Source organism: Cyanobium sp. ULC065, assembly GCF_977927515.1.
Genome location: NZ_OZ376393.1, coordinates 2,283,428 through 2,309,864 on the forward strand (window position 1 = coordinate 2,283,428; position 26,437 = coordinate 2,309,864).

The following is a 26,437-nucleotide window of genomic DNA, read 5'->3' on the forward strand; positions in this document are numbered from 1 at the left end:
CAGGGTTGTTGGGGCGGAGCGGCCTTCATTCCCTTTCCATCGCCACAATCTGATCGCGACCGTTTATCCGGGCCAGTTCGGAGGCTTTGGTTGCCCGCTGGAACATGCCGGCGAAATCGGCGTCGGTGTCGCTCATGGTGGTGACTCCACCGCTGAGATGAATCTGCTGCTCGCTGTGGAAGGACGACACACCAATATGGTGGGCGCCCTCCAGCACGCTTTCCGCCAACCAGGTGGCCTGCTCATCGGTGCTGTTGATCAGCAGAATCGCGAACTCCTCGTCGCCCACCCGTCCGATCAGATCCTGGTCCGCCGCGTGGCTGCGGCAGAGATCGGCCACTTTCACCAGCACCTCATCGCCCGCCTTGTGGCCTGAACGGCTGTTGATCATCCTGAAGTTGTCAATGTCGAGAATCACCAACGACAACGGCACCTGACGCTCCCGCGCATGCCTCAGTTCGAGTTCGCCGAGCTGCAGGAAAAGGCTGCGCCCCAGCAGATGGGTGATCGGGCAATGCAGCGACTGGCGGCGCATCTCGATTTCCCGCATCGCCAATTCCGCAATGCGCTCCAGAAGACGGATCTGCTGATCGCTGGGCTGGCGAGGCTTGCGGTCGATCACGCACAGCGTGCCGAGGTTGTGGCCGTCTTCAGAGGTAAGCGGTGCGCCTGCATAGAAGCGAATCCTGGGCTCCTCCAGCACGAGGGGATTGGTGTTGAAGCGCGGGTCTTCGAGCGCATCGGGCACCACAAGCACGCCGTTGCCGGCGATGGCATGGGCACAGAAGGCCATCTTGCGCGGTGTCTCCTCGATCTCCAGCCCCTGGCGGGCGATGAACAACTGGCGGTCGGCATCGATCAGGGAGATCAGGCCGATCGGTGTGTCAAGCAACTCGGTGGCCAGCTCCAGCAGGCGATCGAGGTGCGGATCCTTGCGATGGTTGAGCAGGTCGTGGCGCTCCAGCGAGCGCAACCGCTGGAGTTCATCGACGGGGACCGGGTAGTCGGGGAAGGGGGACATTGCAAGGCCACGCGCAGACAGCTCCTGCCTCTGTTGTAGCCAGGCCGGGCTGCGTCACGCCCTGAACAAGTGGGCTTGGCAACCGACTGGCATGCAAAACAGCAGCCAAGTGGCTCCCGTAACCTCGGCTCTTCCCCCGGTCGCCGTCGTGCCTCCCCGAACGCGCCGGCTGCGGCCCCTGCCCAGCACCAGAAGGGCGGCGACCCTGGCCGCTGGTTTCGCCGCCGGTCTCGCCGCTGTTCTGGCGGCCTTGCTGGCGGTTCTGCTGCCCATGCTTCAGTCGGCGCCGGCGGCGACCAGGCCGTCCAGCTACGCCCTGGCCTGGGAGCAACCCTTCAACCGCCCAGATCACTACCCCCTTGATCAGCGTCCCGATCCGGCGCTCTACAAGCCGAACGGCGCCTGGATCGGCCGGCTGATCCTGCCGGAGGCGCGCGCCGCGGATCCCGCCGGTCAGGGTCAAAGCGCCCAGGATTCCGGCGCCGACTGGGTGTGGCTGGAGGTGCAGCACGCGCCTCCCCAGCACGAGAAACTGGTGGGCCAGCGGCTGCGGCTGGGCTGGCAGGAGCGGCCGCCGTTGCAGGCCATGGTGCGCACCGTCAGCACCGACATCCGCTTGGATGCGGCGGCCCATGCGGCGATCGCTGCCGGCAACGTGGTGCCGCAGCGGCTCGATGGCCGCCGCGGCGTGGGTCCGCTGCAATCGCTGGCCGGGGCTCGCCCCCACGACGACGTGATCGTGCGGCTTGAGGACGTAGAGCTCACTACCAGCCCTACCGGCAGCCCCGGCCTGGCGATCGCCCAGCCGCCGGTGCAGATCACCGGGCGCTACGTGGCCCTGGTGCAACTGCTGCAACCAGCCGCCGCCGCCGAGAACCCCGACGGCGATCGCTTCGAGGTGCGGCACTTCGATCGGCGCCAGGGCGGATTCAGCGGCCCGCTGGACGTGGTGCGGATTCCGCGGCAGCCACCCGATCGCGATGGGCGCCGGCTGTTCAACCCGGATGGCCTGGTGGGGGATCCGATCGGCGCCTCCGGCTGGCTGGTGTACGGCGCGCCCGATGCCAGCGGCCTGTTCACGGCCCAGGCACTGCTGCCCCGGGCGCTGCTGCAGCCCCAGGCCGATCAGCTGGTGCAGGGCCGCGGCGCCGGCCTCGACTACGTGCTGCACCGCAACTGGGCCCGCACCCCCGAGCGCAAGGGCCGCTTCTCACGGGTGCAGGTGGGGGGAGAAGGCAGCTGGCAGCTGGGCGAGCGGGGCCTGCTGATCCACAGCTTCGGCGGCATCGGCGGGCCCGCTGGCGAAGCGATCGTGGCCGGCACCGTGACCGGCCACTTCGCCTTTGGTGACGCCGAACTGGGGCGCGACCCCTTCAGCGGTGAGCCGCTGTTTGCGCTGCGCTTTCACCAGATCTATGCCAACAACCCCAACGGCATCGTGGCCGGCACCCAGGACTGGAGTGCCTACAGCGGCGATCTGCAGCGGGGCTGGCTGTGGCTGCGACCGATCTCCGATGTGCTGATCCGTCAGGACCTGTTCAGCGACGTGCAGCTCGGCCACCGCCGCTTCTCCCTGCTCGATGAACTGGGGGTGCAGGCCAACGTGATGATGGCCCGTTACCGCAGCGGCGACGGCACGGGCCTGTCGTCGGTGACGCCGGCCACCTCCTGCGTGCAGGATTCCAGCCAGACCCTCTACATCGCACTGCAACGGCTGCGCCAGCAGGTGCTGGCCGATCCCGGGCTGATGGCCTGGTGGCGCGCCCATCCCAACGACAGCGACAGCCGGCGCTTCGAGCGGCTGCTGGCCCTGGGCCGGTCACTCGACGACCTGCTCACTCCCTTCGGCATGGTGCGCTCCGACTGGGTGCGCAACGCGGCAGTGGTGGCCGGCGCTGACACGCTCACCAGCGGTGAGCAGCACTTCGTGCGCGGCCAGAGCGTGCGCGATGCCCTGCTGAGCTGGCGTTCGATGCTGCCCCGCCGCGGCCATGACGACATCGCCCGCGTGTTCCTCCAGAACGGCTCGCAGCTGTGGTTCCAACGCACCAACCAGGTGCCGGGCCGCGACCCCGAGCTGCTGCCGCTGGCACCCACGCTGCTGCTCGGCCAGTGGCCCTGGTTGTCGGTGCCGCTGCGGCGGCTCTCCGATGCGGTGAGCACGCCGCTGCTGGGCGGCAATGGGCTGGTGGCGGCGCTGGGAATGCTGCTGTACGCACTGGTGGCCCTGCCACTGGCGCGGCGCAGCGGCCTGCTGCGGCAGGGCTGGCGCTGGCGACCGCTGGGGCCAATGCTGCGCCAGGCGCCGCTGCTGCTGCTGATGCCAGCGCTGGGGGAGGAAGCGGTGTTCCGCGCCGCCCTGCTGCCGGCAGCCGCAATGGAGGGGGTGGGGCCCTGGTCGTCGCTGGCCTGGGGCGCCCTGAGCGTGGGGCTGTTCGTGGCCTACCACCCACTGGCTGGCGCCACCTGGTACCGGCCGGGGCGGCAGCTGTTCCGTGATCCGGCCTTCCTGCTCTCCTGCAGCTGGCTCGGCGCCGTGTGCGCGGGCGTCTTTCTGCTCAGCGGCTCGCTGTGGCCGCCCGTGCTGATCCATTGGCTGGCCGTGACCCTGTGGCTGTGGCCCCTGGGCGGACGCCTGCGGTTGAGGATGGAGGCCCCCAGGCCTGTGGCCCCATGACCCTCGAACGGTTCAAGCAGGCCCTGGCCACATTGATGGAGCAGGCGCCCACCGACCCCCTGGAGCGGGATGAATTCTTCGAAGTGAACCCGCTGCCCGCCGCCGATGGCCCCTTTGAGGTGGTGGTGGTCGACGAGGAGCAGGGGATCTTCGCCGCGCTCTATCTCGACCGCCTGTTCGAGGAGGAGGAAGCTGAAGGCCAGGACGAGATTGAAGCGCTGGTGCCCGCCTACCTGCAGGAGGCGTTCGGGCTGGAGCGGCACGACTGGCAGGCCACCGCTCCCTTCGATCTGGGCTGGCGGTCGCGGGAATTTCTCTGGTTTCTGGAATTCCAGCTCCCCGGTCTCACGCCGCCCTGTCACAGCGACGCTGTCAGCTGAGTGAGGGCTGGCGCGGGGCGCAGACGGCTGAGTGCGTGCTGACGCGGGCTCAGAAGGCTTCAACGCCCCCTGACGATCACCGGCGTGCCACCGCCTGGAGCGGTGCCGGGCAGGGCGGGTACCACCGAGGTCTGACCGTCCCATTTGTCGAGGAACAGCTTGTAGAGCACCTGGTCATCGAGGCTGGAGTTGAGGATCTGGTAGCGCTTGGCCTCCTGATCGGCGATCTTCACTTCGGTCTGGGCGCGCAGCAGCCGCTGCTCGGCGATCTGTTTCTGTTCGATGGCGGCGCGGTATTCCTCGGCGATCTGCAGACCGGTGAGGTCGAGGCCCTGCACGATCACGTAGTTGAACTTGCTGAGTTCTTCCGCCACCTTCTCCTGCACCAGGGCGGAGATGTCGTTCCATTCGGTGGCGATCGTCACCAGCTCGTACTGGGAAAACACCGATTTGAGCGCCTTGAGCAACGAGGGCTGGATCACCCGTGGATAGATCTGGGAGTTATCGGTGGCGATCGTTTCGAACACGCGGGCCGCCTCGCTGGGCTTGATCGCGTACTTCACCGTGGCGGTGGCCTCGATCACCTGCAGATCCTTGGTGAGGGTGGAGAACTGCTCCGGCCGCACCTGGGTGCGCACATCAAAGAACGAGGTGGCCTGAATCAAGGGGATCTTGAGGTTGGGGCCTGGGTCGCGCTGGTTGCCGGTCACCTTGCCGAGCGTGGTGACCACGGCGACGTTGCCGGCCGGCACGATGAAGATCGTCTGGGTGAAGAGGATCAGCAGCGCCACGGCGCCGGCGATCAGCAGCTGAAACATGGCGCCCGGGCCATCACCGGCCGGTCGCATCGAGCCTTGCATGGTGGTGGGGCGTGGGGAGTGCGCACCCTAGGGGGAGCCTGTGGCGGGAGTGCGAAGCAGGAAACCGGGATCCCACCGCCAGCAGGATCCCGCCGCCGGCAGGCGCTGAGCAAAGGGAAGCGTTGAACTGAACAACCGCCGATGATGGGCGTCACAGTGCTGCCTCCGGTGCCGCGCCCCGTCCCGCTTGGCCTGCTGAGCCTCGTTCCGTGGTCGCTTGCTGTGGCTTCGGCAGCAGGAGCGCCGGCGACCGCAGCTCCTGTGGAGGCGGCTCCTGTGGCCGCCCCGTCCGAAACCATCGCCTGGACCGAGACGGCCCTGATGGACCTGATGGCATCGCAGGGGTGCCGCACCAACAGACTGCCGACAACAGCCGGGGGTCAGCGGGCCCTGAGCCGCTGGAAGGCGGCCGCCATGCTGCAGGCCTGCCTTCAGCAACTGGCGCCGGCGACAGGCGACCTGCAGCAACTGCAGCACGAGCTCGCCACCGAACTGGCCGTGTTACAGGGGCAGCTCGGCAACGAGCAGGCCCGGTTGCGAGCGCTTGAAGCTACCGCGTTCTCCACCACCACCACCCTCAGCGGCCAGGCCAGCTTCGTGCTGGGCACCAACGCCTTCAGTGGCTCAGCCGCAGGGCTGGTACAGCAGAACCGGCAGGCCTTCGGTGCCGCCAGCTTCAGCTACGACCTGCAGCTCATCGCCGACACCAGCTTCAACGGCAAGGACCTGCTGCGCACCACGCTGCGGGCGGGCAACCTCGCAGCCAGCAGCTTCGGTGGCGCCGGGCCCAGCAACCTCTCGACCCTCGCCGCCGCGTTTCAGGAGGACTGCGGCTTCAACGTCAGTAATTGCGGCAACGCGCTGGCGATCGATCGCGCGTTCTATCAGTTCCCCCTGGGGGCGGGCTTCACCGCCACCATCGGCGGCCGCGTCGAGCAGGACGACATGCTCGCCCTCTGGCCCAGCGTCTACCCGGCTTCAGCCGTGCTCGACCTGTTCACCCTGGCCGGGACTCCAGCCGCCTACAGCGAGAACCTGGGGGCAGGCGTGGGCCTGTGGTGGGCCCACCGGGGCTTCAGCATCAGCGCCAACTACGTGGCCGCGAGTGGCAATGCCGGCAATGCGGGCCAGGGGGGTTTCGGCACCGCCAACGCCGGCGCCACCGGCACCGTTCAGGTGGGTTACGGGCACAAGGCCTGGGCCGTGGCGGCGGTGTACACCCGCCTGCAGAACACCAACGGCCTGATCGGTGCCGCCAGCCCCTTCACCACCGCCAGCCTCAGCGTCCCGGGCACCACGGAGGCCTTCGGCCTGAGCGGCTACTGGCAGCCGTCACGGGCGGGCTGGTGGCCCTCGATCAGCGCCGGCTGGGGCCTCAACAGCACCACCTATTCCAGCCGCGGCCTCAGCAGTGGGCTGAGCAACAGTGGCTCTGGGGGCAGCAACGGCCTCGTGGCCACCAGCCAGTCGTGGGCGGTGGGCCTCCAGTGGAGCGACGTGCTGGGCAAGGGAAATGTGCTCGGGATGGCCGTGGGGCAACCGATCGTGGCCACGCGGCTGGTCGGCGGCGGCGGCGGCCAGGACAGCAATCTGGTGGCCGAATGGTGGTACAGGCTGCAGGTCAGCGACAGGATTGCCGTGACCCCGGCACTGTTTCTGCTCAGCCGTCCGCTCGGCGCTGACACCCCCGCAGGAGAGCAGTTCCGCCAGTTCGGCGCCCTGATCACCACCAGCTTCCAGTTCTGAACCCAACCGGCCAGACCGCACCCCGGCGAATCCACGCGCGACCCACGGCCATGCCCGCCACGCTCACCTTTCACTTCCGCCCCCGCGGCCCCGCGCGCTTCGCGGTGGGGGGCTTCCTCACCCTCTGGCTGGGCGGCTGGGCGGCCGGGGAAGTGTTCGTGCTGTTCACGCTCAGCCGTCTGCTGCGGGAGTGGACCGGGGCCGGCCCGATGGACATGAGCGTGGGGAAGGCCGCAGCGGTGACCGCCTTCCTGCTGCTGTGGGTGAGCCTCTGGACCATGGGCGGGGTGATGGCGATACGCGAATGGCTGCGTTGTTTCTGGGCCGATGAGCGGCTGGTTGTCACCGACGATGTGCTGACGCTGCACACGCGGCTGGGTCCGTTCGTGCGCCGGCAGCGCATCGGGGTGGGCCAGATCCGCCGCTGCGCGGTGCGCAGCCGCCACCAGCAGCCCAGTGCGCTGGTGGCAGAACTCGAGAACCGGGTCATCGAACTCACGCGGCTGGGCACCGCTGGCGAACGAGAGCAGGCCGCCGCCGCATTGAACGCAGCCTTCGCTCTCGATCCAGCAGCGCCGGCGGATCCAGTGGCCACTGATTTGCCCCAGCCGCTGACGGCCCAGCTGCCGCGTCAATGGCAGGAGCTGGAGGCCGCGTTCTGCGACGCCCCGTTGCTGGTGCCCACGCTCCGCATCCGGCGGCGTCAGACGGCCGTCACGGCCGTGATCACCTTGCTGCTGCTGGCGCTGCTGGGCCTGCTTGGCCGGTCAGCCCTGGCCGACCCATCCCTGTGGCCAGTGGTGGCCTTCCTGGCCCTGCCGGCACTGGGCTGCGGCTGGGGAACGGTCTGGCTGCTGCTGGGCCGGCGTGAGCTGCGCCTGGAGCGCCACCAGCTGGTGGTGCAGCGCCGCTTCGGCCGCTCCGTGCGTGAGGTGGCCCAGCTGGACGCCCTCGAGTTGGTGGAGAGCACCGACAGCGACGGGGACCGCTGGTACAAGCTGCAGGGGCTGCGCTCCGAGGGCAAACCCCTCACTCTTGAAAGTGCGATCAGGGATCCCGCCGATCCACGCGCCCTTGGCCATTGGCTGCAGCAGCGCACCCAGATTCCGTACCGCGATGCGATTCCGTCCGAGAGCGAACGGGAGGAGCAGCGGGCGGCCGCCCTGCTGGAGCTCAAGCAGCGACTGGGCGAAACGGGCCGGGCCGGCTCATGGATGCTCAAGCTGGTGGAGCGGATCGAGACAGACAAGAAAAGGCCACCGGCCCCGCCGGCCTGAGCGTGGAGCCGTCCCCGCACCTCAAGGGTTTCCACAGGCTCAGAGCCGCAGCTCCGCCAACGACTGCAGACAGATCACCTCAGGCGGGTACTGGGCGCAGACCCCATCGTTGGGCAACAGCACATGCACCTGGCAGCCTGCAGCCTGGGCCGAGCAAGCACCGGCGATCGAATCCTCAAAGGCCCAGCAGTCACTGGGGTCGACACCGAGGCGGCGGGCGGCCAGCAGAAAGACATCGGGGGCCGGCTTGCCAGCCAGGAGCTCCGGGTCATCGCCATGTACCCGCCGCTCGATCAGCTGCAGCCAGGGATGGGGCTGACTCTTGAGGGTCACCGCCTCACGGGAGCTGCTGGTGGCCAGGGCCATGGGTATGCCCAGGGCATGGCAACGCTCCACCAGCGCCTGGGCACCCGGCATGGCTGCGGCCTGCGGCAACAGGGCCTCAGCGATCGGCTGGCGCACCTCCAGCAGCTCAGCGTTACTCAGGGAAGGCCCACCGCTCTGATGGATCCACTGGCGCACCTGATCGGCGCAATCGAGGCGCCGACGACCACGCAGGGCCAGCACTTCCTCCGGCCGGAGACTGCGGCCGAAGTGGGCGGCGGCGGCCTGCCAGGCCTGGGCATGCAGCGGTTCGGTGTCCAGCAGGAGACCGTCGAGATCGAACAGGCAGGCCGCGGGACGGGTCATGGCGCCATCTTCCCAGCTACCAAGACCAGTCGCCCAGGCTGGCGGGGCATCAGGGCCTGCTCAGGTGGAAAGCAGCGGCCCGGCGCTGGGGAAGCACCGCCGCAGAGGAATCACCTGGATGATGGATATCGAATGAACGGGCTAAGGCTGCCGCAGCCGGGTTTCGCTACAAACGGCCACGTCATTACCGGGTCGTTTGCTCCACTCGCACCAGACAATAGGGCTGAGCTCGTGCCTGGAAAGATGCAGCATTCGCTGTAGCTGCCAATGTGGATGTAGCTACCAGTTGGACGTAACCGCCAATGTGGACGACCTCACCCAGTAGCAGATCTGCAGCCTGGTGAAGAGGAGGTGGCGTATGCGGACGCTGGCTACCAAGGAAATGAGCAACGAGAAGAGATGGAGGACAAGGCCAGCAAGTTTTGGTTCACCATGCGCCCCGGCAAGCGCCGGTCCTTACCGGATACTGCTGGTGACAAGTTGAAGCCAAGATCATTCCAAAATCAGCGGACATTGCCCGATTCACGACGTGCCACGCACACAATCGTTCAATTAGCACACTTCGCCACCGCTCCTTTTTTGCTGTTCGGTGTTGCCCAGAGCTTCCCTAACTAGCAAGGACGAAAGGGGAAGCCACGTCGAGGCTCAAGGCGAGAATTTTTTGAAGTCAACGTGGAGCTTCAGTCAAGCCAGCGCAACGACCAGCGCAACGAATGGAGAGTTCGGCGAACAGCAGCCGCGTGTTGCTGGAATCCAGCCCGTGCGACGCCAGAACGGCAACGCCACCAGCGGCCGCTTGAATGGGGGGCCCTGGTCCCGATGGCGATGAGCGAGGTCACGATCGAATCCGTGCTGCAGGAAGGCCGGGTGTTCGAGCCCCCCGCTGCCCTCGCTGCCAGCGCCCGGATCGGCAGCCTCACGGCCTACCGGCAACTGGCAGAGGCAGCGGACACCGACCCGGACGCCTTCTGGGCCGAGCAGGCGCGGGGAGCCCTGCACTGGTTCCAGCCCTTCGAAAGCGTTCTCGACTGGAGCGACCCCCCCTTCGCCCGCTGGTTCGAAGGGGGCACCACGAACGTGGCCTACAACTGCCTCGATCGCCATCTGGATGGCCCCCGCGCCCACAAGACGGCGCTGATCTGGGAGGGGGAACCCGGCGATGAGCGGCGGTTCACCTACGCCGAACTGCACGCCGAGGTGTGCAAGGCCGCCAATGCCCTTCTGGCTCTCGGCATCGGCAAGGGCGATCTGGTGGCGCTCTACATGCCGATGGTGCCGGAAGCGGCCATCGCCATGCTGGCCTGCGCCCGTATCGGCGCTCCCCATTCGGTGGTGTTCGGCGGCTTCTCGGCCGAAGCGCTGCGTGACCGCCTGATCGATGGCCAGGCCAAGGCGGTGATCACCGCCGATGGCGGCTTCCGCAAGGACAAGCCGGTGGCGCTCAAGCCGGCCGTCGACCAGGCCCTCGCCGAAGGCTGCCCCAGCGTGGAGCACGTGCTGGTGGTGAAGCGCACCGGCAGCCCCACCGCCATGACCGAGGGGCGCGACCACTGGTGGCACGACCGGGTGGAGCCGGCCAGCGCCGAGCACATCGCCGAGCCGATGGCCAGCGAAGACCGCCTGTTCGTGCTCTACACCTCAGGCTCCACCGGCAAGCCGAAAGGCATCGTGCACACCACCGCCGGTTACAACCTCTGGGCCCAGATCACCTTCCAGTGGATGTTCGACATCCGCGAGGACGACATCCACTGGTGCACCGCCGACGTGGGCTGGATCACGGGCCACAGCTACATCGTGTACGGGCCGCTCTCGGCCGGTGCCACCACGGTGATGTACGAAGGCGCACCACGGCCCAGCAAGCCCGGCGCCTTCTGGGAAGTGATCCAGAAGCACCGCGTCACGATCTTCTACACGGCGCCCACTGCGATCCGGGCCTTCATGAAGAACGGCCGTGAGGTGCCCGACCAGTACGACATGAGCTCCCTGCGCATCCTCGGCACCGTGGGCGAACCGATCAACCCGGAAGCCTGGATGTGGTACCGGGAGGTGATCGGCCATGGCCGCTGCCCGGTGGTGGACACCTGGTGGCAGACCGAGACCGGCGGGGTGATGATCAGCCCCCTGCCGGGTGCCACACCCACCAAACCAGGCTCCGCCACCCTGCCCATGCCCGGCATCGTGGCCGATGTGGTGGACATGGACGGCAACAGTGCTGATGTGGATGAGGGGGGCTACCTGGCCGTGCGGCGCCCCTGGCCAGGGATGCTGCGCACCATCCACGGCGATCCGGAACGCTTCCGCAAAACCTATTGGGAAGCGATCCGGCCGGCGGACGGCAGCTGGGTCTACTTCGCCGGGGACGGCGCCCGCCGTGATGCCGACGGTTATTTCTGGGTAATGGGCCGCGTCGATGACGTGATCAACGTGTCTGGGCACCGGCTGGGCACGATGGAGATCGAATCCGCCCTGGTGAGCCATCCGGCCGTGGCCGAAGCCGCCGTGGTGGGCCGGCCCGACGACCTCAAGGGCGAAGGAATCGTGGCCTTCGTGACCCTGGATGCGGGCACCAGCGGCGACGAGGCCCTGATCGCCGCGCTGAAGCGCCACGTGGGCGCCGAGATCGGCCCGATCGCCCGCCCCGACGAGATCCGCTTCACCGATGCCCTGCCCAAGACCCGCAGCGGCAAGATCATGCGCCGCATCCTGCGCGCTCTGGCGGCCGGCGAAGAAGTGAGCGGCGACACCAGCACCCTGGAAGACCGCTCCGTGCTGGATGCCCTGCGGGTCTGAGGGCCACACCGGAACCCCGACATGCGGATCCCCAGCAACCGGGAAGAATCCCTGGCCATCCTCGCCGCCATGGCGGATGTGGGCGGCTGCGGCGGAGAACTGCCGCCGGCCGCGGCGACCGCGGTGGAGGCGGCCGGTCACTGGATCTTCCGGCTCGGGGCTGAAGGACTGCCACGCCCGCTTCCACCCACCAGCCCGGCGCTGCTGGCCGCAGCCCTGCAGCCGGCGGACCTGCGCCTGGAGGCGATCCGCTTCCTCACGGTGATGGCCTTCCTCGGCGATCGGCTGGACCCGGACCGCATCAAGCGCGTGCTCGCCTACGCGGCGGCACTCGGCATCCACACCGCCTCGATGGAGGAGATTGCCGCTGCCGCCCAGGGGCACCTGCAGGAGGCGCTGGCTCTGATGGCCCGCAACAACCTCAGCTCCCTGACCGGCTCCCCCTGGAGCCCGGAGGCCGACATCGCCGCCTGGCTGCAGCCCTACCAGGGGGAAGGGGCGGATCCGGCCCTGGCGGCGCGGTACCGGGCACTGGCCGCACTCCCGCACGACCGGCTCGGGCGTGCCTTCCACGACCACTTCCAGCGCAACGGCTACGCCATGCCGGGGGAGCCGGGGGCTCTCAACGAACGGTTCACCACTCCCCACGACACCTGCCACGTGCTCACCGGCTACGACACCACGCCCCACGGCGAAATCCTGGTGTCCACCTTCACCGCCGCGATGCATCCGCGGCATCCGATCTCCGGGCACGTGCTGCCGGCGATCTTCTCCTGGCATCTCGACACCCAGCTCAACGACGTGGCCCGATCAGCGCACGGGGCGCTGGATCCTGAGGCGTTCTGGCACGCCTGGGCGCAGGGGGAAGCCATGCCCCTCGATCTCTTTGATCCGAGCTGGGACTTCTGGGCCTGGGTGGAGCAGCCTCTCGCTCAGCTGCGGGAGTCCTGGCTGGTCGGGCCCAGCCACCAGTCGGTGAGCTGATCGGCCAGCCGATCGATCTGCCGCTGCCGGGCCGGGTCATCGGCCCAGGCTCCCAGCAGGTTCTGACGCAGGCCGGCACTGGCGGGTGTGAGGTGATCGCCAGGCCGCTCCAGCAGGGTGGAGGCGTCATCAGGCCGCTGCTGCAGCACGCCGATCAACCGCCGGCTCTGGTCGAGTGCATCGGTGCCGAAGCGGATCAGCAGGTTGCGCGGCTGGCGGTAATGCAGGCCCACCAGCCGCAGGGTTTCCTCCGGTGAAGGGCTGAATTCGGTGCGCAGGCCCAGGCGGGGGGCGAGGTCGGCAAGCAGGGGAATGGAGCGATCGGCGGAGAAGTTGTTGAAGCTCATCGCCGCCAGACCACGGCAACCGCGGCCGCCATCGGGCGCCAGCAGGTGCAGCTTGCAGCCCAGGCTGTGGCCGAGCCGCAGCACCGGCGACGGGGCCGCGCCAGTGGAAGTGGCGGTGGAAGTGGCCATGCTGCGGGCCGCCCGGAAGCAGCGCCAGGCCTCGGTGGCCTGCGCCTGGTGATCGAAGCCGGGCACGTAGCTCCAGGCGCGCACCAGCAGCCCCCGCAGCGCCAGCGCCTCCAGCAGGCGGCGGTAGCTGAGCTGGGGGCTGGCGGCCAGCACCGTGCCGCCGATGAACTCCACCACGCCGACGGGCGGAACCTGCGCGCCACCGGGAAAGGCTTCAGCGGTGGGCGGGGCGAGGCTCCAGAGCGGGCCCTGCTGCTGCCAGCGGCTCATGGGTCGGCCCCGTGAGGCTGCACGGGCGCGTCCACTCAGGCCACCGTCAGCCGCCGCAGCGCCGTGAGGGCCTCACGGGCATGGGCGGCCCCATCGAGCAGGTTGTTGAACATGTGCCGCACCACGCCATCACCATCGATCACATAGGTGACACGGCCCGGCAGCAGGTTGAGCAGGGCGCCGGGCACACCGAAGGCCTGGCGCAGGGCATTGCCCTGATCCACCAGAAGGGGATAGGTGAGCCGGTGGCGGGCGGCAAAGCGGCTGTGGCTGCCGGCGTCATCACCGCTGACGCCCCAGACCAAGGCGCCAAGGGCAACCAGTTCGGCCTCGCTGTCGCGGAAGGCGCAGGCTTCGGCGGTGCATCCCGGGGTGTCGTCCTTGGGATAGAAGAACAGCACCAGCGGCCGGCCGCCGAGCTGGTCGCTGCGGCGCTCCACCCCGTCCTGGTCGGTCAGGGCGATCAAAGGGATCGGATCACCCACCTGAAGGGCACGGGCCACGCACGCCATTGCAACTGTCCCGACCCTAGGAACGCGGCCCACTGGCGCGGGACGGCTGCGGGCTGGGAACATGGCAGCAACCTGGGCATGGCCGGGGGCATCCGCCTCAGGCCATCGATCGATGGCACCCGCCCCGCAGCGTCCCTCCCGATGGCAGAACCGCCGATGGAATCAGCGCCCATAGGGTCGAGCCACGACCCGGCCGCTGGCCGGCAGGCCTCCGGCTGCTGGGAACAGGTGAGCCTGCTGGATCTCGTTGCAGCCACCCCGGTAGGCGCCGCTGCTGGGCCACCGCCGCTGAGCTCTGCGGCGGAACTCACCAGCATGGCCAAGCCACGCCTCAGCCTGCCGCCCCTGGCCGCCGCCACAGATCCCCTGAAGGCGGCGGAGCGGCCGGCCGACGCGGCGGCAGGCTGCCCCACCCAGCTGCTGATCCTCGACACCGAGACCACCGGGTTGGAGCCGGAGCAGGACCACTGCATCGAGGTCGGGGCCATCCTTTTCCATGTCCCCAGCCGCGCCGTTCTGAGCCAGCTCTCCTTCCTGCTTCCCTGCGAGAGCAATCCGGCTGCGCCGATCAACGGGATCCCCGCCGCCGTTACCCGGCTGAGCCAGCCGTGGGACAACGCGCTGACCTACTTCCGGGCGCTGGTGGAGGCCGCCGATGTGATCGTGGCCCACAACGCCAGCTTCGATCGCCAGTGGTTCGGGCGGGGAGTGTTGCCCGCACTGGCGAAACCCTGGCTGTGCAGCATGGAGGATCTGCGCTGGCCGGCGGAGCGGCAGCTGCGGGCGACGCCGTCGGTGCGGGATCTGGCGCTGGCCTATGGAGTGCCGGTGTGGGCTGCGCACCGGGCCCTCACCGACTGCATCTACCTGGCCCAGGTGTTTTCCCGCTGCGACGAGCTGGAGGGACTTCTGCTGGCAGGCCTGGAGCCGCGACGTCTTTACCGGGCCCAGCTGCCCTACGAGCAGCGACACCGCGCCCGGCAGGCCGGCTTCCGCTGGAACGACCCCATCCCCAAAGCCTGGACCCGGCGCCTGAGCGAGCGGGAAGCAGCGGGCCTGAGCTTTCCCGTGGCACCGGTGGGACCCCTCGCTGGCAGCAGCAGCGGCAGCCCGATCGCCCACCCGATCAACAGCACCGCCGCCTGACCTGCCTCAACCCCTGCGAGCGGCCAGTCAATCGGCGAGCAGTGTGCGTGGCAAAGCGGAAGTCTCCTGTTGCGTTCGCGCAATCAGGCCAACGCCCACACAAGCTGGTGAAAGAGCACGGTGATCGGATGTCCATTCCCCGGTTGCTTGAAGGCGCCGGGCCGTCGTTGCCGAAACGGTGGCAACTGCGCCGCTGGCAACGGGCCCGCACCTGGGCCCGGCTGGTGCGCGAGGCCGAAGCGCTGTGGCATGTGGATGTGCGTGATCTGCGGCGCCTCGGCGCCCTGGAACTCGACCAGCTGCTGCATGAAGTTCCCCCTTCGTTGCGCCCGCGCGTGAACCGCTGGCTGGGGGGCTACCGGGCCCGCACCCGCCTGCACTGAGCCTGGCCGGGGGCTGGGTCTCGGCACAGGATCGGCAGGGCCCTGGCAGAGCTGCGGCGGATGATGACCAAGCCCTAACCGGGGCTTAATCCTCGCCCTGTGCCGCTCTGCTCAGAGTGAGGCGCACGGTTCCCTTTCTCCATGCCCGGCCGATCCAACCTCCGTTGCCGCCCAGCGCAGCGCTCCGGGACCAGCGGCGGAACCCGCATGCGTCTCGGCATGGCGCTCTGCCTGCTCGGCACATTGGTTGGAGGGTCTGTGGCCCTTCCTCTCGCCGAAGCCTCCGCCCAATCAGCGCCGGCCAAGGATGGGTTGATTCGGATCAGTGGCTCCAGCACCGTCTTTCCGATCACAGCTGCAGCGATCAGCGCCTTCCGTGCCACCAAGCCAGGCGCGAATGTGCGCGTTCAGCTGCTGGAGACAGGCACCAGCGCAGGCTTCCGGGATTTCTGTGCCGGCAAGGTGCAGATCAGCAACGCTTCGCGGCCGATCAGCACCGAGGAACTCAAGGCCTGTGCCGCCAGAGGGATCAAGTTCCTGGAATTGCCGATCGCTTTCGACGCGCTCACCGTAGCGGTGAACCCGCGCAACACCTGGGCGAAGGCCATCAGCACCACGGAGCTGTCGCGGCTGTGGCGCCGCAGCGCTGAGGGCAAGATCATGCGCTGGAATCAGGTGAATGCCGCCTGGCCGGCCACCCCGATCCGCCTGTGTGGCCCTGGCAAGGACTCGGGCACCTTCGACTACTTCAACAAGGCGATCAACGGCAACGCCAGCGATTCCCGCCGTGATTACACCAGCAGCGAAGATGATGCCGTGGTGGTGAACTGCATCGCCAAGGATCCGCAAGCCCTCGGCTACCTCGGCTTCGGCTGGTATGCCTCCAACACCAACAAACTCAGAGCCCTGGCCGTGAACGGCCGCAAGGGTCTGATCAGCCCATCAATTCAGAACGTGCAGGATGAGCTCTACAGCCCACTCTCGCGGCCGTTGTTCATCTACATCAACGACAGCATGGTGCGCGGGCAGGATGACGTGCGCCGTTTCGTCACCTTCTACCTGCAACGGGGGCCCCAGTTCGTCAAGCAGGCTCGGTTCATTCCGCTTGAAGATGACACCTACAGGCTGGTTGAAACCAAGTTCTATCGCCATGTCCTAGGCACCTCCTTCGGTGGGGATCTGCCGGTGGGTCTCACGATCAGCCAGGCCCTGGCACGCAGCTTCAGCCAGCTGCGCAAACCTGTGGCCCGCTGATCAATGGGCCGCCGGCCGCTGAACGCCGGCGGCCAGCGTGCTGCTCAATGCCCCCGGGCGTGGCCCAGAAAGCAGCCGGCAGGCGTAATCACAGCTGAAATGCCAACCCTTGCGCTGCTCCGATGATCGGTTTGCTCTGGGAACGCCGCGCACAGGTCGGCTGGTGTCTGCTGATTCAGGCCGCCGTGCTCGCCACGGGGGTGGGGCTGGAGCAATGGCTGCAGCCGCCGGCCCCTTTCCCTGGCGGCACCACGACCGCTAGAACGCAGGGATGACCCGACTCGATCCAGGCCGGCTGCGTTCTAGACGCCTGGGTGAACGGCCTGGTGAGATCCCCAGCCAATTGTTCATCCATGGCGGCAGGGCGCCCACCCGGCTCTCGGTGCTGTGTTTTCACCCCTCCGGCCTGGAAGAACGCGACGGCCTGCAACCTGAAGAGCTCAACGCCCTATTGGAGCGCGGCCTGCCCCTGTGGGTGCGGGTTCAGGGCATGGGCAACCAAGCTCTGATCCGCTCGGTGCTTGACCGGCTTGGCGTGCCGGCGCACTTCCAGAGCCCGCTGCTGGATCTGCCCCAACGGCCGCGCGTCGATTCCTCCGGCGACATGGTGCTGGCCGTGCTGCACCGCCTCAGCTTTGCCGACACCCCCGACCGCCTGATCGGCGAGCAGGTGGGGTTGCTGCTACTGCCCACGCTGTTGATCAGCATCGAGGAAGTTCCCAAGCCGAGCTCCTTTCCGGAGCTTACCCAGTGGCTCTCTTGCCTTGATCCAGCTCCAGCCAAGGAAGATCTCGACGACATCCTTCACTTTCTGATCGACGAACTGCTGGATGCCTTGTTCCCGTTGCTGGAGCAACTTTCAGAATTGTTGGAGCAACTGGAAGAAGCGGCCTTGATGCGGCCGAAACCCACCTTGCTCAACCGCGCTTACAGGGCCCGCAGCACTCTGCGTGAGATCCGCGGCCAGGTGTGGCCCCTGCGTCACCAGATCATGGTGCTGGTGCGCCAGAACCAGCGCTTGCTGGGTCCTGATGCCCTGCACGGGTTCCAGGACATGGAGCAACGGGTGGGGCTGATTTTCGAAGCCTGTGAATTGTTGCGACGCCAATGTGACTCCGTGACGGAGGCCTACATGGCCAGCATCAGCAACCGCATGAACCAGGTAATGAAAACACTCACCATCGTTTCCACCATCTTTGCTCCGCTCACCTTCATCGCCGGGATCTACGGCATGAACTTTGTCAACATGCCGGAACTCCAGTGGCGCTTTGGCTACGCTGCCGTTGTGATGTTCATGCTGCTGGTGGCTGCCTTGCAGAGCTACTGGCTGTGGCGCCGCGGCTGGTTCCAGGACTGGACAACCGGCCGGCGTTGAACGGCGTTGACAAGCAAGCTCCCGCCCAGTGATGAACAGCGTGAGGACCACCGTGATGAAGAGCGTGATGGGTGACGTGATGGATGCCGAGATCAACACCATGAAGAACAACAAGACGGACAGACCCACGACCGACGACGAGTCCGGCAGCTCGCCGGATGAACGTGACAACACCGCCGACGCAGAAGGTGCTGCTGGCGAGGTGCAGCCGCCAAGCAGCAGTGGCGCCCATGCCGCCCTGCTGATCCAGCGCCAGACCCGCCGGCTGGGCAAGCTGCAGCCGGACGTCCTCGCCGACCACGATCCCGAACCCCTGCATCAGCTGCGGGTGAGCCTCAGACGCCTGCGTACGGTGCTGCAGCAGTTCGCCCCGGCGCTGGTGCTGCCCGACACGATCAGCGATCGGCGCATTGCCAAGGTGGCGCGCCACACCGGCCTCACCCGCGACCTCGACGTGCTGCAGCAGCGGCTGCACGGCAGCTTGATGCCCCTCTTGCCGGCAGAGGAGCAGAAAGCCCTGCGGCCGGTGCTGAAGCGATTGAAGCGGGAGCGCCGGCAGGCCTTCGAGGGGCTGGAGGAGGCGCTGCGCAGTGGCCCCTACCTGAAGCTGCTGGCACGTCTGCACCACTGGCAGGCCCAGCCGCGCTTCACCCCGCTGGGGGAGCAGCCGCTGCGCAGCTGGCTGCTCGAATGGCAGGCAGCGGCCGCCGCCAGCCTGTTTCTGCATAACGGCTGGTTCGCCACCGATCCGCACGATCCGGCTCTGCACGAGCTGCGCAAGCGCCTCAAGGCCCTGCGCTACACCCTCGAGCCGCTCGAAGACCTGGTGGGGCCTTCCCTGAGCCGCTGGATCGCCCTGCTGCGCCAGGCCCAGGATCACCTGGGCGAACTGCACGACCTGCAGGTGCTCAGCGAGGGGCTGTTCGATCCGCAGCGGCCCGGCCAGCAGGAAAAAAGCCTGCCGGGGCTGGAGGCGGAGATCGCCAAGGAGCAGGCGCAGCAGTGGCGAAATTGGCGGGAGCTGGCCGGCACGCTGCACAGCGCCGCCGCCCGCCAGGAGCTCCAGGTCACCTTGCTCGACGCCAGCCGCCAGTCTGCCTCCTAGGGAGGCACCACTGGCCGCCTTGCCAAAAAAAGCCGGCCTCAGGGCCGGCTTAACAGAGAACGTTGCTGCCGCTGGTGAGCCCGAAGGCTGGTTCAGTGGCAGAAAAGTGCAGACAGAGTGCTGAGATGCGTTGCTATTCCTAGGTTCGGAGCAAATCAGCTGAGGGGGTGGACCAATTGTGGACCGCTGGCAGAGCGATGTCGTTGTGTGACGAGCCCTCCCTTGCCTGTTTCGGACACGGCCCCAGCGGCAAGGGGGCTGCACAGCTGGTGGTCATGCCAGCACCTCCAGCAGCTGTTGACGATGGCCGGAGCGGGCCCGCTCAGAAGCTGAGGACTGGCACGGGGGAGCGGGGCATGGCGGGGCGAAGTCCCCGCTGCACCTTGGCGCCCGCGTCAGCACCGAGTCGATGGCAATCCCGTGTGTGCGGGTGAAACGAGCTGGTGTCTCGTGAACTGTTGCCAGGCTCATCCATCCCGCTCCTGAAGCGCCGCAGAGAGATCAGCAGGGATGAGGCGATCAAGGTTTGGAGGGAGAAGCGCAAGGCCGGGTGGATTGGGTGTAGCCCACAGTGGTGATTGCTGCTCCTGGCTACCCACTCCTCTTGAATGGCTGGTGGAGACAGTCCTATCACCCTGAAGTGTGCGAGTGATTCAGCCGCCACGGTGAAATGGACAGACAGGTGATGGCTCTGGTTCGATGCCGTCAGTGGCATTCCCCCCGCAGTCAAGCCAGGGATCGGGCTGGAGGAAGAAGTTCGGCTTGAGGATCTGGGAACCATCGAAGTCGGCGTGATAGGTGGGAGTGAGTGATGCGGAGATCGGCGGAACCACATAGCGAGGCTCCACCTGCACGCGTCTACCGCACTGGTGCTCGCTGGCGGCAAAGTCCATGAATGATCGCGTGAGGGTGTGGTGATCCGCCATTCGCACCCCTGCTTGCTCGAAGGAGTGGAGCACCGCCACATTGAGTTCCACCACGCATTGGTCTCGCCAGAGTGTGCGCTCGGAGCTGGTATCAAGACCGAGTTTTGCTGCGATCAACGGAAGCTGGTTATAACGATCGATATCGGCAAGGTTGCTGGCGCCGATCTCAGTGCCCATGTAAAAGCCGTTAAAGGGTGCTGCGGTGTACTGGATGCCACCGCAATCGAAGGCCAAATTGCTCACGGCTGGCAGGGCATACCAGCGCAGATCGAGATCGGAGAACCAGCTGTAGCGTGGATGGCTGATGGACACTTCCAGGATGAGATCCGGCGGCAGTTCGAAATAGCGCGGCTGCCGGCCCGGAAGCTGGATCACGATTGGCAGCAGATCGAAGCGGGTCCACACGCCAGGATTCCAGCCCATGGCCAGCAGGGCCTCGGTGAGTTCCAGTTGCATCGGGTCACCGAGCACCGAGCCATCGGGCTGTCGATATCCGGCATAGCGACAGAACTGGGGGTTCCAGATGCGACGCCCATCCGGCTTGAACACGGTGATCGTGGAAAGCAACTGCCCGCCGTTGGTGGCCGCCTGAATGTGTTCAACAATGGCGGCGAACATCTGTTCCTCGCTTTCAAGGTCGCGGCGGTCGCGCACATCAAGGTCTTCCCAGAGGTGACGGCCCAGGCAGCGGGTGCTGTTGCGCCAGGCCAGCCGCGCACCGTAAGCAAGCTCGTCATAGCTGTGGTGATAATCCCCATCCCGTTGCAGATGGTCCTCCACCTCGCTGAGGCGTGGGCTGAGCACCTCGTGTAGATGCTGTTCCCCATAGCACTGCTGTAGAAAAGCTCTGGCCTCTGCGGGGCGATCATGGATTGGCAGCAGCCTGGGGCTGGAGGCCACCACCGGCTGTATGGACGGCGCCTGCAAGGACGGGCCCAGTGGCGGGTTCAGTGGCGAGGTCGAGGCGTCCACCCCGGGAGGCATCGGGCCGCCCACCGCCAGCCAGCTCTCGATAGTGGGAATGCAACCGCCGCAGACGGTGGTCGCTTTCGTCTGACGGGCCAGGCTGGTGAGGGAAGGCCCGGGCTCCTGGCTGATCAACTCCGCCAGGCGGCCACAGCTGACGTGAGCACAGCGGCAGATTGGATCGGCGGGTCCGCGGGGCTGCTCCTGCTCAAGCTGGAACCGGCCGCTCCGGCGAAACAGCACCACCATCCAGTGGGGAAGCGGCTCGCCCTTAATGAAGAGCCCCTCGACGCGGTTGAACTCAGCCCAATGGCCTCGCAGCCGGACCGCCACGATCCGCTGTTCCATCAGCGTGAGGCTGCGCACGAGATCCCCCTGGCTCCAGGTGATTTCCTCACCACCGTCAGGGCCATCCCGCCAGCGCAGTGCAACGTGGCGAAAATCGATCGTGCGCTCAATCAGCGCGACCTGACCATTGCTGAGGCGGTAAGTGAATAGCAGAGCGGGGTGGCCTTCGGTGCGGCCCGCCCGCCGGCTGAGAACACCGAGGGCCGGCAGGATCTCCACCGGAATCCAGTCGATCACCCTGGAGCGCAGCCAGGTCGCTAGCGCGGTGCTGCCCTTGCAGCGGATCACGCCGGAGGGAGCATCCGGTGTTGTAGTGGGCGGGGATGCCTGGTGGAGAGCGATGGCAGCCTCCTCCCTCCAACCCTGAAGCAGCAGTTCACTCACGGCAGCCGGGCACTCGAGCTGTACGACCTGAACAGAGGCCTGCTGTTCGGCCAAAGCCTCCTCCAGGGCATGGCCAAGACCCTGACTGAACTGAACTGCGTCAATGCCATCGAGCTTGCCCAGCTCGTTCAAGACCCAGTTCACCTCGCTGGCGCTCACGCCGGCATGCAGGAGTGTGACACGCAGTTCCTCAACATCGAGGAGCTGGTCGCCATCGCGGTCGCAGGTTTCAAACTTCAGCGCGGCAAACCCTGCGGCGCTGCTGATGGCATTCTGAAGAGCCGAGCTGATGGCAGCAGCCATCTGGCCGGCATCAAAAGCCTCGGGTCCTTCTAGGCAGCGCTCACCACTCCAAGGATCGTCAATCCAGGCATCGATCACATTCAGGAGTTCTTGATCGTCCAGCCAGGCGATCGATCTCTTTCCGTAGGGCCAGAGCAGCAGCCGCTCCAAGGTGAGGGCATCGTCGTGGTGGCTAAGCTCCGACAACAGGAACGCGTGCCGTAGCCGAGCTGCATCAGGACGAAACTCCGGCAGGGTGAGATGCCAGGGGGCCACTTCAAGCAGTGGCCGTGGGCCTGGATCACAGCGCAGGGGAGACACGGAGGCGGTTTGAAGGATGACCACCCGGCTGTCGCTTGGGTTCAGCGGGTCGTCGGCTCGGCGCGGTTGGAGCCCGAGCCGTAGGGCCAGGGCCTGGCTGAGGGGGTGATAAGGATCGGCGCAGATCAGTGCACAGGTCAAGGCTGGGGAGCGTCCTGGTGGGGCAGGTCGCGCAGGTCCAGACACATAGCCCCAACTCCTACCTCATCAACGATAAGATCTTCCCCTTCAAGATGCACCACGCCGCTTTCCTCGTTGTGACGGCGATACATCACAATGGTCTCGGCAGAGAGGTCCCCACGGAGGCATTCAAGGAACAGTTCTCCTTCATCTCCTGGGGTGTCCACCGGATTAAACAGGACATCCAGGTGATGCCCAAGCTCTTCACTGAGTACGGCGATCACCTGCTCCGCCAATGCATGATCCAACCAGTCCCGGTTGATCAGGATCAGTGGCCGCTCTGGTGAATAGGCGCAGGGGCTTTCTTCCATCGCTTCTGGATCAAGACAACGAACCGGGGGAAGGTCGCTGAAGTCACGCCGTCTGATTCTGCTCACGAATCCCTGCAGGCCGGAGTGGTCTGCAGGGAGCTGAAGTGCGACCTGCGCGGCATGGCTGAGCTTTCCATTGCCGGCCCACACCACCAGCTGACTCCGCCAGTCCTCGATGAGCGTAGCCAGACCGGTTTCAGCCTCTAAAATGCTGTCGTTGTTACAGTTGCCGTGGTCGTCTTGACCAGACTCACCCATCTCCTGAACGGTACTGTTCACGACAGCAAATCATGCATTCAAGATTACTTTAATGCTTAGCGCCAATGCCGCGTGAGGAGCGCCACGGTGTTTCTGGCTAGGGCCCACCATTAACCGGTGAGGTGGGGCACTGCCTCTGAAAGGCGGCTCCCACTCATGAGCAAACATCGCAACCTCAGCCGCGACTTCAAAGCCCTAGATGTGGTTTCTCACCAGGTTGTTCATTCCTGCAGCTGAGCGAGCCGCTGCTGAGGGGTGAGACCACCCAGAGCCATGTGGTACCTGAGGCCGATATAGATCCGCAGGTTGGCCAGCAGCGGCTCATTGAGAGCCGCTGCGTTGCTGTAAGGCATCACGTAGGCCCGCTCCTCCAGCAGGGTCCACTGCTTCGCAGAAGCCTGCGGCTAGATGAGTCGCTCGGCCTTGCCGTTGGTCACTGGGGTGAAGGGCCTGGTCTTCTTGGCTGTCAACCCCATGGCCTGGCAGGCCTTTCGCCACCCATGGGACTTGGAGGCCGAGCCGTTGTCGCTGAGCACCCGTCGGCATTCGTAGCGCTTGGCTTCCGCGTAGCGGTAGCCCTGGCCGTTGAACCAGGCCACCGCTCGGCTAAAGAAGCCCACCGTGGTCGAGCCCTTCTCGTCGGCCAACACCTCGACGTGGGACAGATCGGTGGCGTCATCCTCGGCCACATGGATCTTCTCGTAGCCGGCGCCGGGGGATCGTCCTTTGCGTGGATCACCGGTGAGCCGGTACGCAACACGGTTGAGCCAGGCGAGCTGTTTGTTCTCGACATGGATCATGTCTCCCGGTTGCACCCACTGGTATCGCTGCACCGGCGGTCACTGCTTCTCTTTGAGAAGGCTTTGCCAACGCAGAAGCACTTCGCGCTAGGGGTTGAGGTTCCGCAGTCGGTTCAGCCCCAGGCGCCGCATCTCCCGGGCAAGGGTGCTGACCGGCGCCAGCAGCAGCCGGACGATCCTTCGGAGGCTGCAGCGCTGGTGTTTGAGTTCCACGGCCTGCTGCTGTTGCTCCGGATCGAGTCTCCGCCGCTGGCTGCGGCGAATGCTGCATTGATCCGCCAGTGCCGCTGGTCCATCAGAGCGAAAGCGTGCCAGCCACTTGCGGGTGGTGCATTCACTGATGCCGTTCTCAGCAGCCAACTCAGCAAGGCATCGGCCCTGGTCGAGATGCTGACGGATCAGGCGTTCACGATCGATCGGTGTCAGGCGGATAGTGGGGTGTGGATGCATGGGGTGTGAGGTCTTGGTTTGTTGGGTCGCACCACCACCCTGTCAACCTCACAAACCTTTGTGACCTGGAAGAATCTGTGGCATTAGACAGTTAGGTCAACAACGAGGGCCAGAGCAATGACGCCGGCGGACAGGGAAAGAAGGCGTCGCAAGAAAGGCTATTAAACTCGGGTTGGAACGATAGGGACCTCAGCTAGGCACGCTGGATCCTTCGGTTGTGTTGTCAGGAGTTAACCATTCTTTGCCAACTTATGGAGTGTGCGTCAAGCTGGAAGTGTACGGCCAACTGCCGGCAGTCCTTTGCAGCCCCCTGACCATGACCGCCGAGCGTCGTCAATTTATTTCCCCCTTCCAGTACAACCCGGGGAATGACCCCTCGGTGATCACCTATTTACAAGGCCTCAAGGGTGGTGATGCACCGGGCACTTTTGTGTTGGTCGGCGCCAACAATTCACCGGGTCCCACCCCGGTGGGCCTGGTGTACCAGGGGCCCTTGGATAGGGTGATGAGGCGAGGTGTCAGTGGCTCCGGGACCTGGAGCACAGTGGCAGTGCCGAAAAGATTTGGTGCTGCAGGCACCAGCGTCTATGGGCCCGACAACTTTGGTGCCGGCCTGGGCAATCTTGTGGGCGCGTATACCCGGAGCCTGGGGAACCAAGCGCCTAGCTCTGATAACCCTGCCATCGTTGGCTTCACTTATACCGGTGCTCTGAACGGCTCCACGGCCACTGGTTGGCGCAGCGTGCAGGGCACCATTCAGTTGGGCGTGAAGGGTTCTTATACGTTTGTCCACTCTGTGGATGGCGGTCTGGCTGTCGGTAATACCGACAACGCCGATGTCGACGATCTCACGGGTTATTTCAGTCTCAGTTCCACTGCTTTCATCGTCGAGCTGGCTACGGGCCGTCAAACCCCCATCCGCTTCCCTGGCGAGCGCGATCCATTGGTAACGCACACGGCTTATGGCATTTGGGCCAACGGCAGCGGAAAGTACACCATTGCCGGTGGGTCGGGCGAGGTGCTCAACGAAGAGGCCAGCAGGGTCTCTGCCGGTGAGGCCTATTTGATCGATTACGACAGCATCACTGGTCAGTTTTCGAATTACACGACGTTCTCTTATCGAAATCGAGATCGCACCGACCTGATCACCCACTTTGAAGGGATTTATCGTACAGACAACGGCAGCTACCGTTTGCCTGCCACCAGTGTTGCCCTGAACGACGAGGGCGACCTGGCAATCGCCTCGGAGGTCACTGTCAAACGCAACAAAAAGGGTGAATTTCGTGCCAAGGCCAGTTGGCAGGATTTGGATGTGACGCGCAGTAGCGATGGAGCAATAAGCGTGCTGAGTACAGCCAACTCCCTGTATGGCGACGTGACGGTTGGCTTCGCTAACTATCCAGACGGCAACAGCGGCCTGACTCCGCTCGATTTTGTCAGTCGGCTGTTATGACTGCTCTCATCAAGCAGGGCTGATCGCCTGGTGTGAGGTGACCTTAGCGCCACACCCCCGCCGACACTTAAGCCTCCGGCTGGGCGCTCACCACCCGGGCGCCAGCTTAAACGGCTTTGAATATATTGAAGTCGAGTTAGCAGTATAGCTCAGTGAGGTAGGGATCATTCTTCTCTGCAGCGACATTCAGGTCTTCGCCTCTGAAGAGAATGCAGCGCAGCTGGATGATCGCCTCCACCAGCTTGGCGGCAGGCGGGGCCTCTCCCTGCTGGCGAACGGTTCTGGAGCGCGACACGGAGCGGGCGGACGAAGAAACAAAACAGCAGCCATTGGGCAGCAGCGCAGGACGCGAAGCACCCGCGCGGCCAGCAGCAAGGCAGGGTTGATTCAAAGCCTCAGTAAGGATCTTGCTGTGGCTGCCGTCGCTCCATCACCAGCAGCGCCGTGATGCCGTGCATCAACGCCTGCATCCCAGCGAGGATCGACTGGAAACCGGCCAACCGCAGCAGGTTCAGCGCTGCGGTTCGGAGCGTGGCCATTGCGCCGGCGCCATTGCCGCGGCAGCGGTGGTCGTCCTCGTAGAGCTGGGTGTCGCAGATCCAGTGCCAGCCCTCAATGCTTCATCGGTCCCGCACCAGTTGCAGCAGGGCTGCTGGGGTGGCCCGCAGCACAAGGCTGGCCTTGCGTCGCTCCACCGCACACCTGTGGCGACCGGCCTTGAGCCTGGCGTTCAGATCGCAGAGCACTGCGTCCAGGGAAACGGGCGGCCCGGAAGGCGGACCGATTCTGTCGCCTGTTTAGGCCTAAACGGG

General features: G+C 65.9%; 27 protein-coding genes. 14 read left to right on the plus strand and 13 right to left on the minus strand.

The genetic code is table 11. From position 1 onward, the window contains the following. Positions 1–25: 25 nt before the first annotated feature. Positions 26–1,021, minus strand: coding sequence for a sensor domain-containing diguanylate cyclase (locus tag ACXMDP_RS11205; protein ID WP_255100765.1), 996 nt, complete (start codon positions 1,019–1,021; stop codon positions 26–28). Positions 1,022–1,169: 148 nt separating this feature from the next. Here ACXMDP_RS11205 and ACXMDP_RS11210 point away from each other — a divergent pair, with 148 nt between their 5' ends. Beyond that, positions 1,170–3,698: a CPBP family glutamic-type intramembrane protease gene (locus tag ACXMDP_RS11210; protein ID WP_259730582.1), complete on the plus strand. Its 2,529-nt coding sequence runs from the start codon at positions 1,170–1,172 to the stop codon at positions 3,696–3,698. Further along, the gene (locus ACXMDP_RS11215) at positions 3,695–4,078 is read left to right on the plus strand and encodes a hypothetical protein (protein ID WP_259730583.1); all 384 of its coding nucleotides are present in this window, start codon (positions 3,695–3,697) and stop codon (positions 4,076–4,078) included. The genes ACXMDP_RS11210 and ACXMDP_RS11215 overlap by 4 nt, the downstream gene beginning before the upstream one ends. A 59-nt stretch (positions 4,079–4,137) precedes the next feature. On the opposite strand, the gene ACXMDP_RS11220 is transcribed toward ACXMDP_RS11215, so the two are convergent. Further along, positions 4,138–4,896 carry a prohibitin family protein gene (locus ACXMDP_RS11220; RefSeq protein ID WP_399220132.1) on the minus strand — a complete coding sequence of 253 codons (759 nt, stop codon included), beginning with the start codon at positions 4,894–4,896 and terminating at the stop codon, positions 4,138–4,140. 210 nt (positions 4,897–5,106) lie between these two features. On the opposite strand from ACXMDP_RS11220, the gene ACXMDP_RS11225 reads away from it, so the two are divergent. Both ACXMDP_RS11225 and ACXMDP_RS11230 read left to right on the plus strand, forming a co-directional pair. Next, positions 5,107–6,684: an iron uptake porin gene (locus tag ACXMDP_RS11225; RefSeq protein WP_457766866.1), complete on the plus strand. Its 1,578-nt coding sequence runs from the start codon at positions 5,107–5,109 to the stop codon at positions 6,682–6,684. A 50-nt stretch (positions 6,685–6,734) separates the two neighbouring features. Beyond that, on the plus strand, positions 6,735–7,961 hold the full coding sequence (locus tag ACXMDP_RS11230) for a hypothetical protein (RefSeq protein WP_259730585.1): 1,227 nt from the start codon (positions 6,735–6,737) through the stop codon (positions 7,959–7,961). 39 nt (positions 7,962–8,000) lie between these two features. Here ACXMDP_RS11230 and ACXMDP_RS11235 read toward each other — a convergent pair whose 3' ends face one another. Continuing rightward, complete coding sequence (locus tag ACXMDP_RS11235) at positions 8,001–8,651, minus strand: HAD family hydrolase (RefSeq protein WP_259730586.1); 651 nt, start codon at positions 8,649–8,651, stop codon at positions 8,001–8,003. Between the two features lie 825 nt (positions 8,652–9,476). Here ACXMDP_RS11235 and acs point away from each other — a divergent pair. Then, positions 9,477–11,441, plus strand: a complete 1,965-nt coding sequence (gene acs, locus ACXMDP_RS11240; RefSeq protein ID WP_259730587.1) for an acetate--CoA ligase — start codon at positions 9,477–9,479, stop codon at positions 11,439–11,441. Positions 11,442–11,462: 21 nt separating this feature from the next. Then, a complete protein-coding gene (locus ACXMDP_RS11245; RefSeq protein WP_259730588.1) occupies positions 11,463–12,425 on the plus strand; it encodes a hypothetical protein in 963 nt (320 codons plus the stop codon). Here ACXMDP_RS11245 and ACXMDP_RS11250 read toward each other — a convergent pair. Then, a complete protein-coding gene (locus ACXMDP_RS11250; RefSeq protein WP_259730589.1) occupies positions 12,374–13,171 on the minus strand; it encodes a DUF1350 family protein in 798 nt (265 codons plus the stop codon). The two genes, ACXMDP_RS11245 and ACXMDP_RS11250, sit on opposite strands and share 52 nt — an antisense overlap. Positions 13,172–13,206: 35 nt before the next feature. Further along, positions 13,207–13,674: a peroxiredoxin gene (locus ACXMDP_RS11255; protein ID WP_259730590.1), complete on the minus strand. Its 468-nt coding sequence runs from the start codon at positions 13,672–13,674 to the stop codon at positions 13,207–13,209. An 87-nt stretch (positions 13,675–13,761) separates the two neighbouring features. Here ACXMDP_RS11255 and ACXMDP_RS11260 point away from each other — a divergent pair, with 87 nt between their 5' ends. The 7 genes from ACXMDP_RS11260 (at position 13,762) to ACXMDP_RS11290 (ending at position 19,524) form a co-directional block, all read left to right on the plus strand. After that, complete coding sequence (locus ACXMDP_RS11260; protein WP_457766867.1) at positions 13,762–14,829, plus strand: 3'-5' exonuclease; 1,068 nt, start codon at positions 13,762–13,764, stop codon at positions 14,827–14,829. Between the two features lie 128 nt (positions 14,830–14,957). Then, positions 14,958–15,212: a hypothetical protein gene (locus tag ACXMDP_RS11265; RefSeq protein WP_259730592.1), complete on the plus strand. Its 255-nt coding sequence runs from the start codon at positions 14,958–14,960 to the stop codon at positions 15,210–15,212. Between the two features lie 141 nt (positions 15,213–15,353). Then, positions 15,354–16,466 (plus strand): PstS family phosphate ABC transporter substrate-binding protein, encoded by a 1,113-nt coding sequence (locus ACXMDP_RS11270; protein WP_259730593.1) that lies wholly within the window; start codon positions 15,354–15,356, stop codon positions 16,464–16,466. A 122-nt stretch (positions 16,467–16,588) separates the two neighbouring features. Further along, on the plus strand, positions 16,589–16,741 hold the full coding sequence (locus ACXMDP_RS11275; protein ID WP_259730594.1) for a hypothetical protein: 153 nt from the start codon (positions 16,589–16,591) through the stop codon (positions 16,739–16,741). After that, positions 16,738–17,841 carry a magnesium/cobalt transporter CorA gene (gene corA / locus ACXMDP_RS11280; protein ID WP_259730595.1) on the plus strand — a complete coding sequence of 368 codons (1,104 nt, stop codon included), beginning with the start codon at positions 16,738–16,740 and terminating at the stop codon, positions 17,839–17,841. The genes ACXMDP_RS11275 and corA overlap by 4 nt, the downstream gene beginning before the upstream one ends. Before the next feature lie 31 nt (positions 17,842–17,872). Next, the gene (locus ACXMDP_RS11285) at positions 17,873–18,946 is read left to right on the plus strand and encodes a CHAD domain-containing protein (RefSeq protein WP_259730596.1); all 1,074 of its coding nucleotides are present in this window, start codon (positions 17,873–17,875) and stop codon (positions 18,944–18,946) included. A 443-nt stretch (positions 18,947–19,389) separates the two neighbouring features. Continuing rightward, complete coding sequence (locus ACXMDP_RS11290; RefSeq protein ID WP_399233743.1) at positions 19,390–19,524, plus strand: DUF1651 domain-containing protein; 135 nt, start codon at positions 19,390–19,392, stop codon at positions 19,522–19,524. 75 nt (positions 19,525–19,599) lie between these two features. Here ACXMDP_RS11290 and ACXMDP_RS11295 read toward each other — a convergent pair whose 3' ends face one another. The 5 genes from ACXMDP_RS11295 to ACXMDP_RS11315 all read right to left on the minus strand — a co-directional run bounded on the left by ACXMDP_RS11295 (position 19,600) and on the right by ACXMDP_RS11315 (position 24,172). After that, on the minus strand, positions 19,600–22,314 hold the full coding sequence (locus ACXMDP_RS11295; RefSeq protein WP_259730597.1) for a nitric oxide synthase oxygenase: 2,715 nt from the start codon (positions 22,312–22,314) through the stop codon (positions 19,600–19,602). Beyond that, positions 22,311–22,943 carry a hypothetical protein gene (locus ACXMDP_RS11300; protein WP_259730598.1) on the minus strand — a complete coding sequence of 211 codons (633 nt, stop codon included), beginning with the start codon at positions 22,941–22,943 and terminating at the stop codon, positions 22,311–22,313. Before ACXMDP_RS11300 ends, ACXMDP_RS11295 begins: the two co-directional genes overlap by 4 nt. 200 nt (positions 22,944–23,143) lie before the next feature. Then, positions 23,144–23,275: a hypothetical protein gene (locus ACXMDP_RS11305; protein WP_259730599.1), complete on the minus strand. Its 132-nt coding sequence runs from the start codon at positions 23,273–23,275 to the stop codon at positions 23,144–23,146. A 51-nt stretch (positions 23,276–23,326) separates the two neighbouring features. Continuing rightward, complete coding sequence (locus ACXMDP_RS11310) at positions 23,327–23,737, minus strand: hypothetical protein (protein WP_457766868.1); 411 nt, start codon at positions 23,735–23,737, stop codon at positions 23,327–23,329. A 72-nt stretch (positions 23,738–23,809) separates the two neighbouring features. Beyond that, positions 23,810–24,172, minus strand: coding sequence for a helix-turn-helix domain-containing protein (locus ACXMDP_RS11315; protein ID WP_259730601.1), 363 nt, complete (start codon positions 24,170–24,172; stop codon positions 23,810–23,812). 316 nt (positions 24,173–24,488) lie between these two features. Between ACXMDP_RS11315 and ACXMDP_RS11320 the strand changes: the two genes are divergently transcribed. After that, positions 24,489–25,625, plus strand: coding sequence for a hypothetical protein (locus tag ACXMDP_RS11320; protein WP_259730602.1), 1,137 nt, complete (start codon positions 24,489–24,491; stop codon positions 25,623–25,625). 136 nt (positions 25,626–25,761) lie between these two features. On the opposite strand, the gene ACXMDP_RS11325 is transcribed toward ACXMDP_RS11320, so the two are convergent. From ACXMDP_RS11325 to ACXMDP_RS11335, 3 genes are all read right to left on the minus strand, one after another. After that, complete coding sequence (locus ACXMDP_RS11325; RefSeq protein WP_259730603.1) at positions 25,762–25,920, minus strand: hypothetical protein; 159 nt, start codon at positions 25,918–25,920, stop codon at positions 25,762–25,764. Positions 25,921–26,020: 100 nt separating this feature from the next. Continuing rightward, a complete protein-coding gene (locus ACXMDP_RS11330; RefSeq protein WP_198948291.1) occupies positions 26,021–26,164 on the minus strand; it encodes a hypothetical protein in 144 nt (47 codons plus the stop codon). An 81-nt stretch (positions 26,165–26,245) separates the two neighbouring features. Next, complete coding sequence (locus tag ACXMDP_RS11335) at positions 26,246–26,371, minus strand: hypothetical protein (RefSeq protein WP_259730604.1); 126 nt, start codon at positions 26,369–26,371, stop codon at positions 26,246–26,248. Positions 26,372–26,437 lie beyond the last annotated feature (66 nt).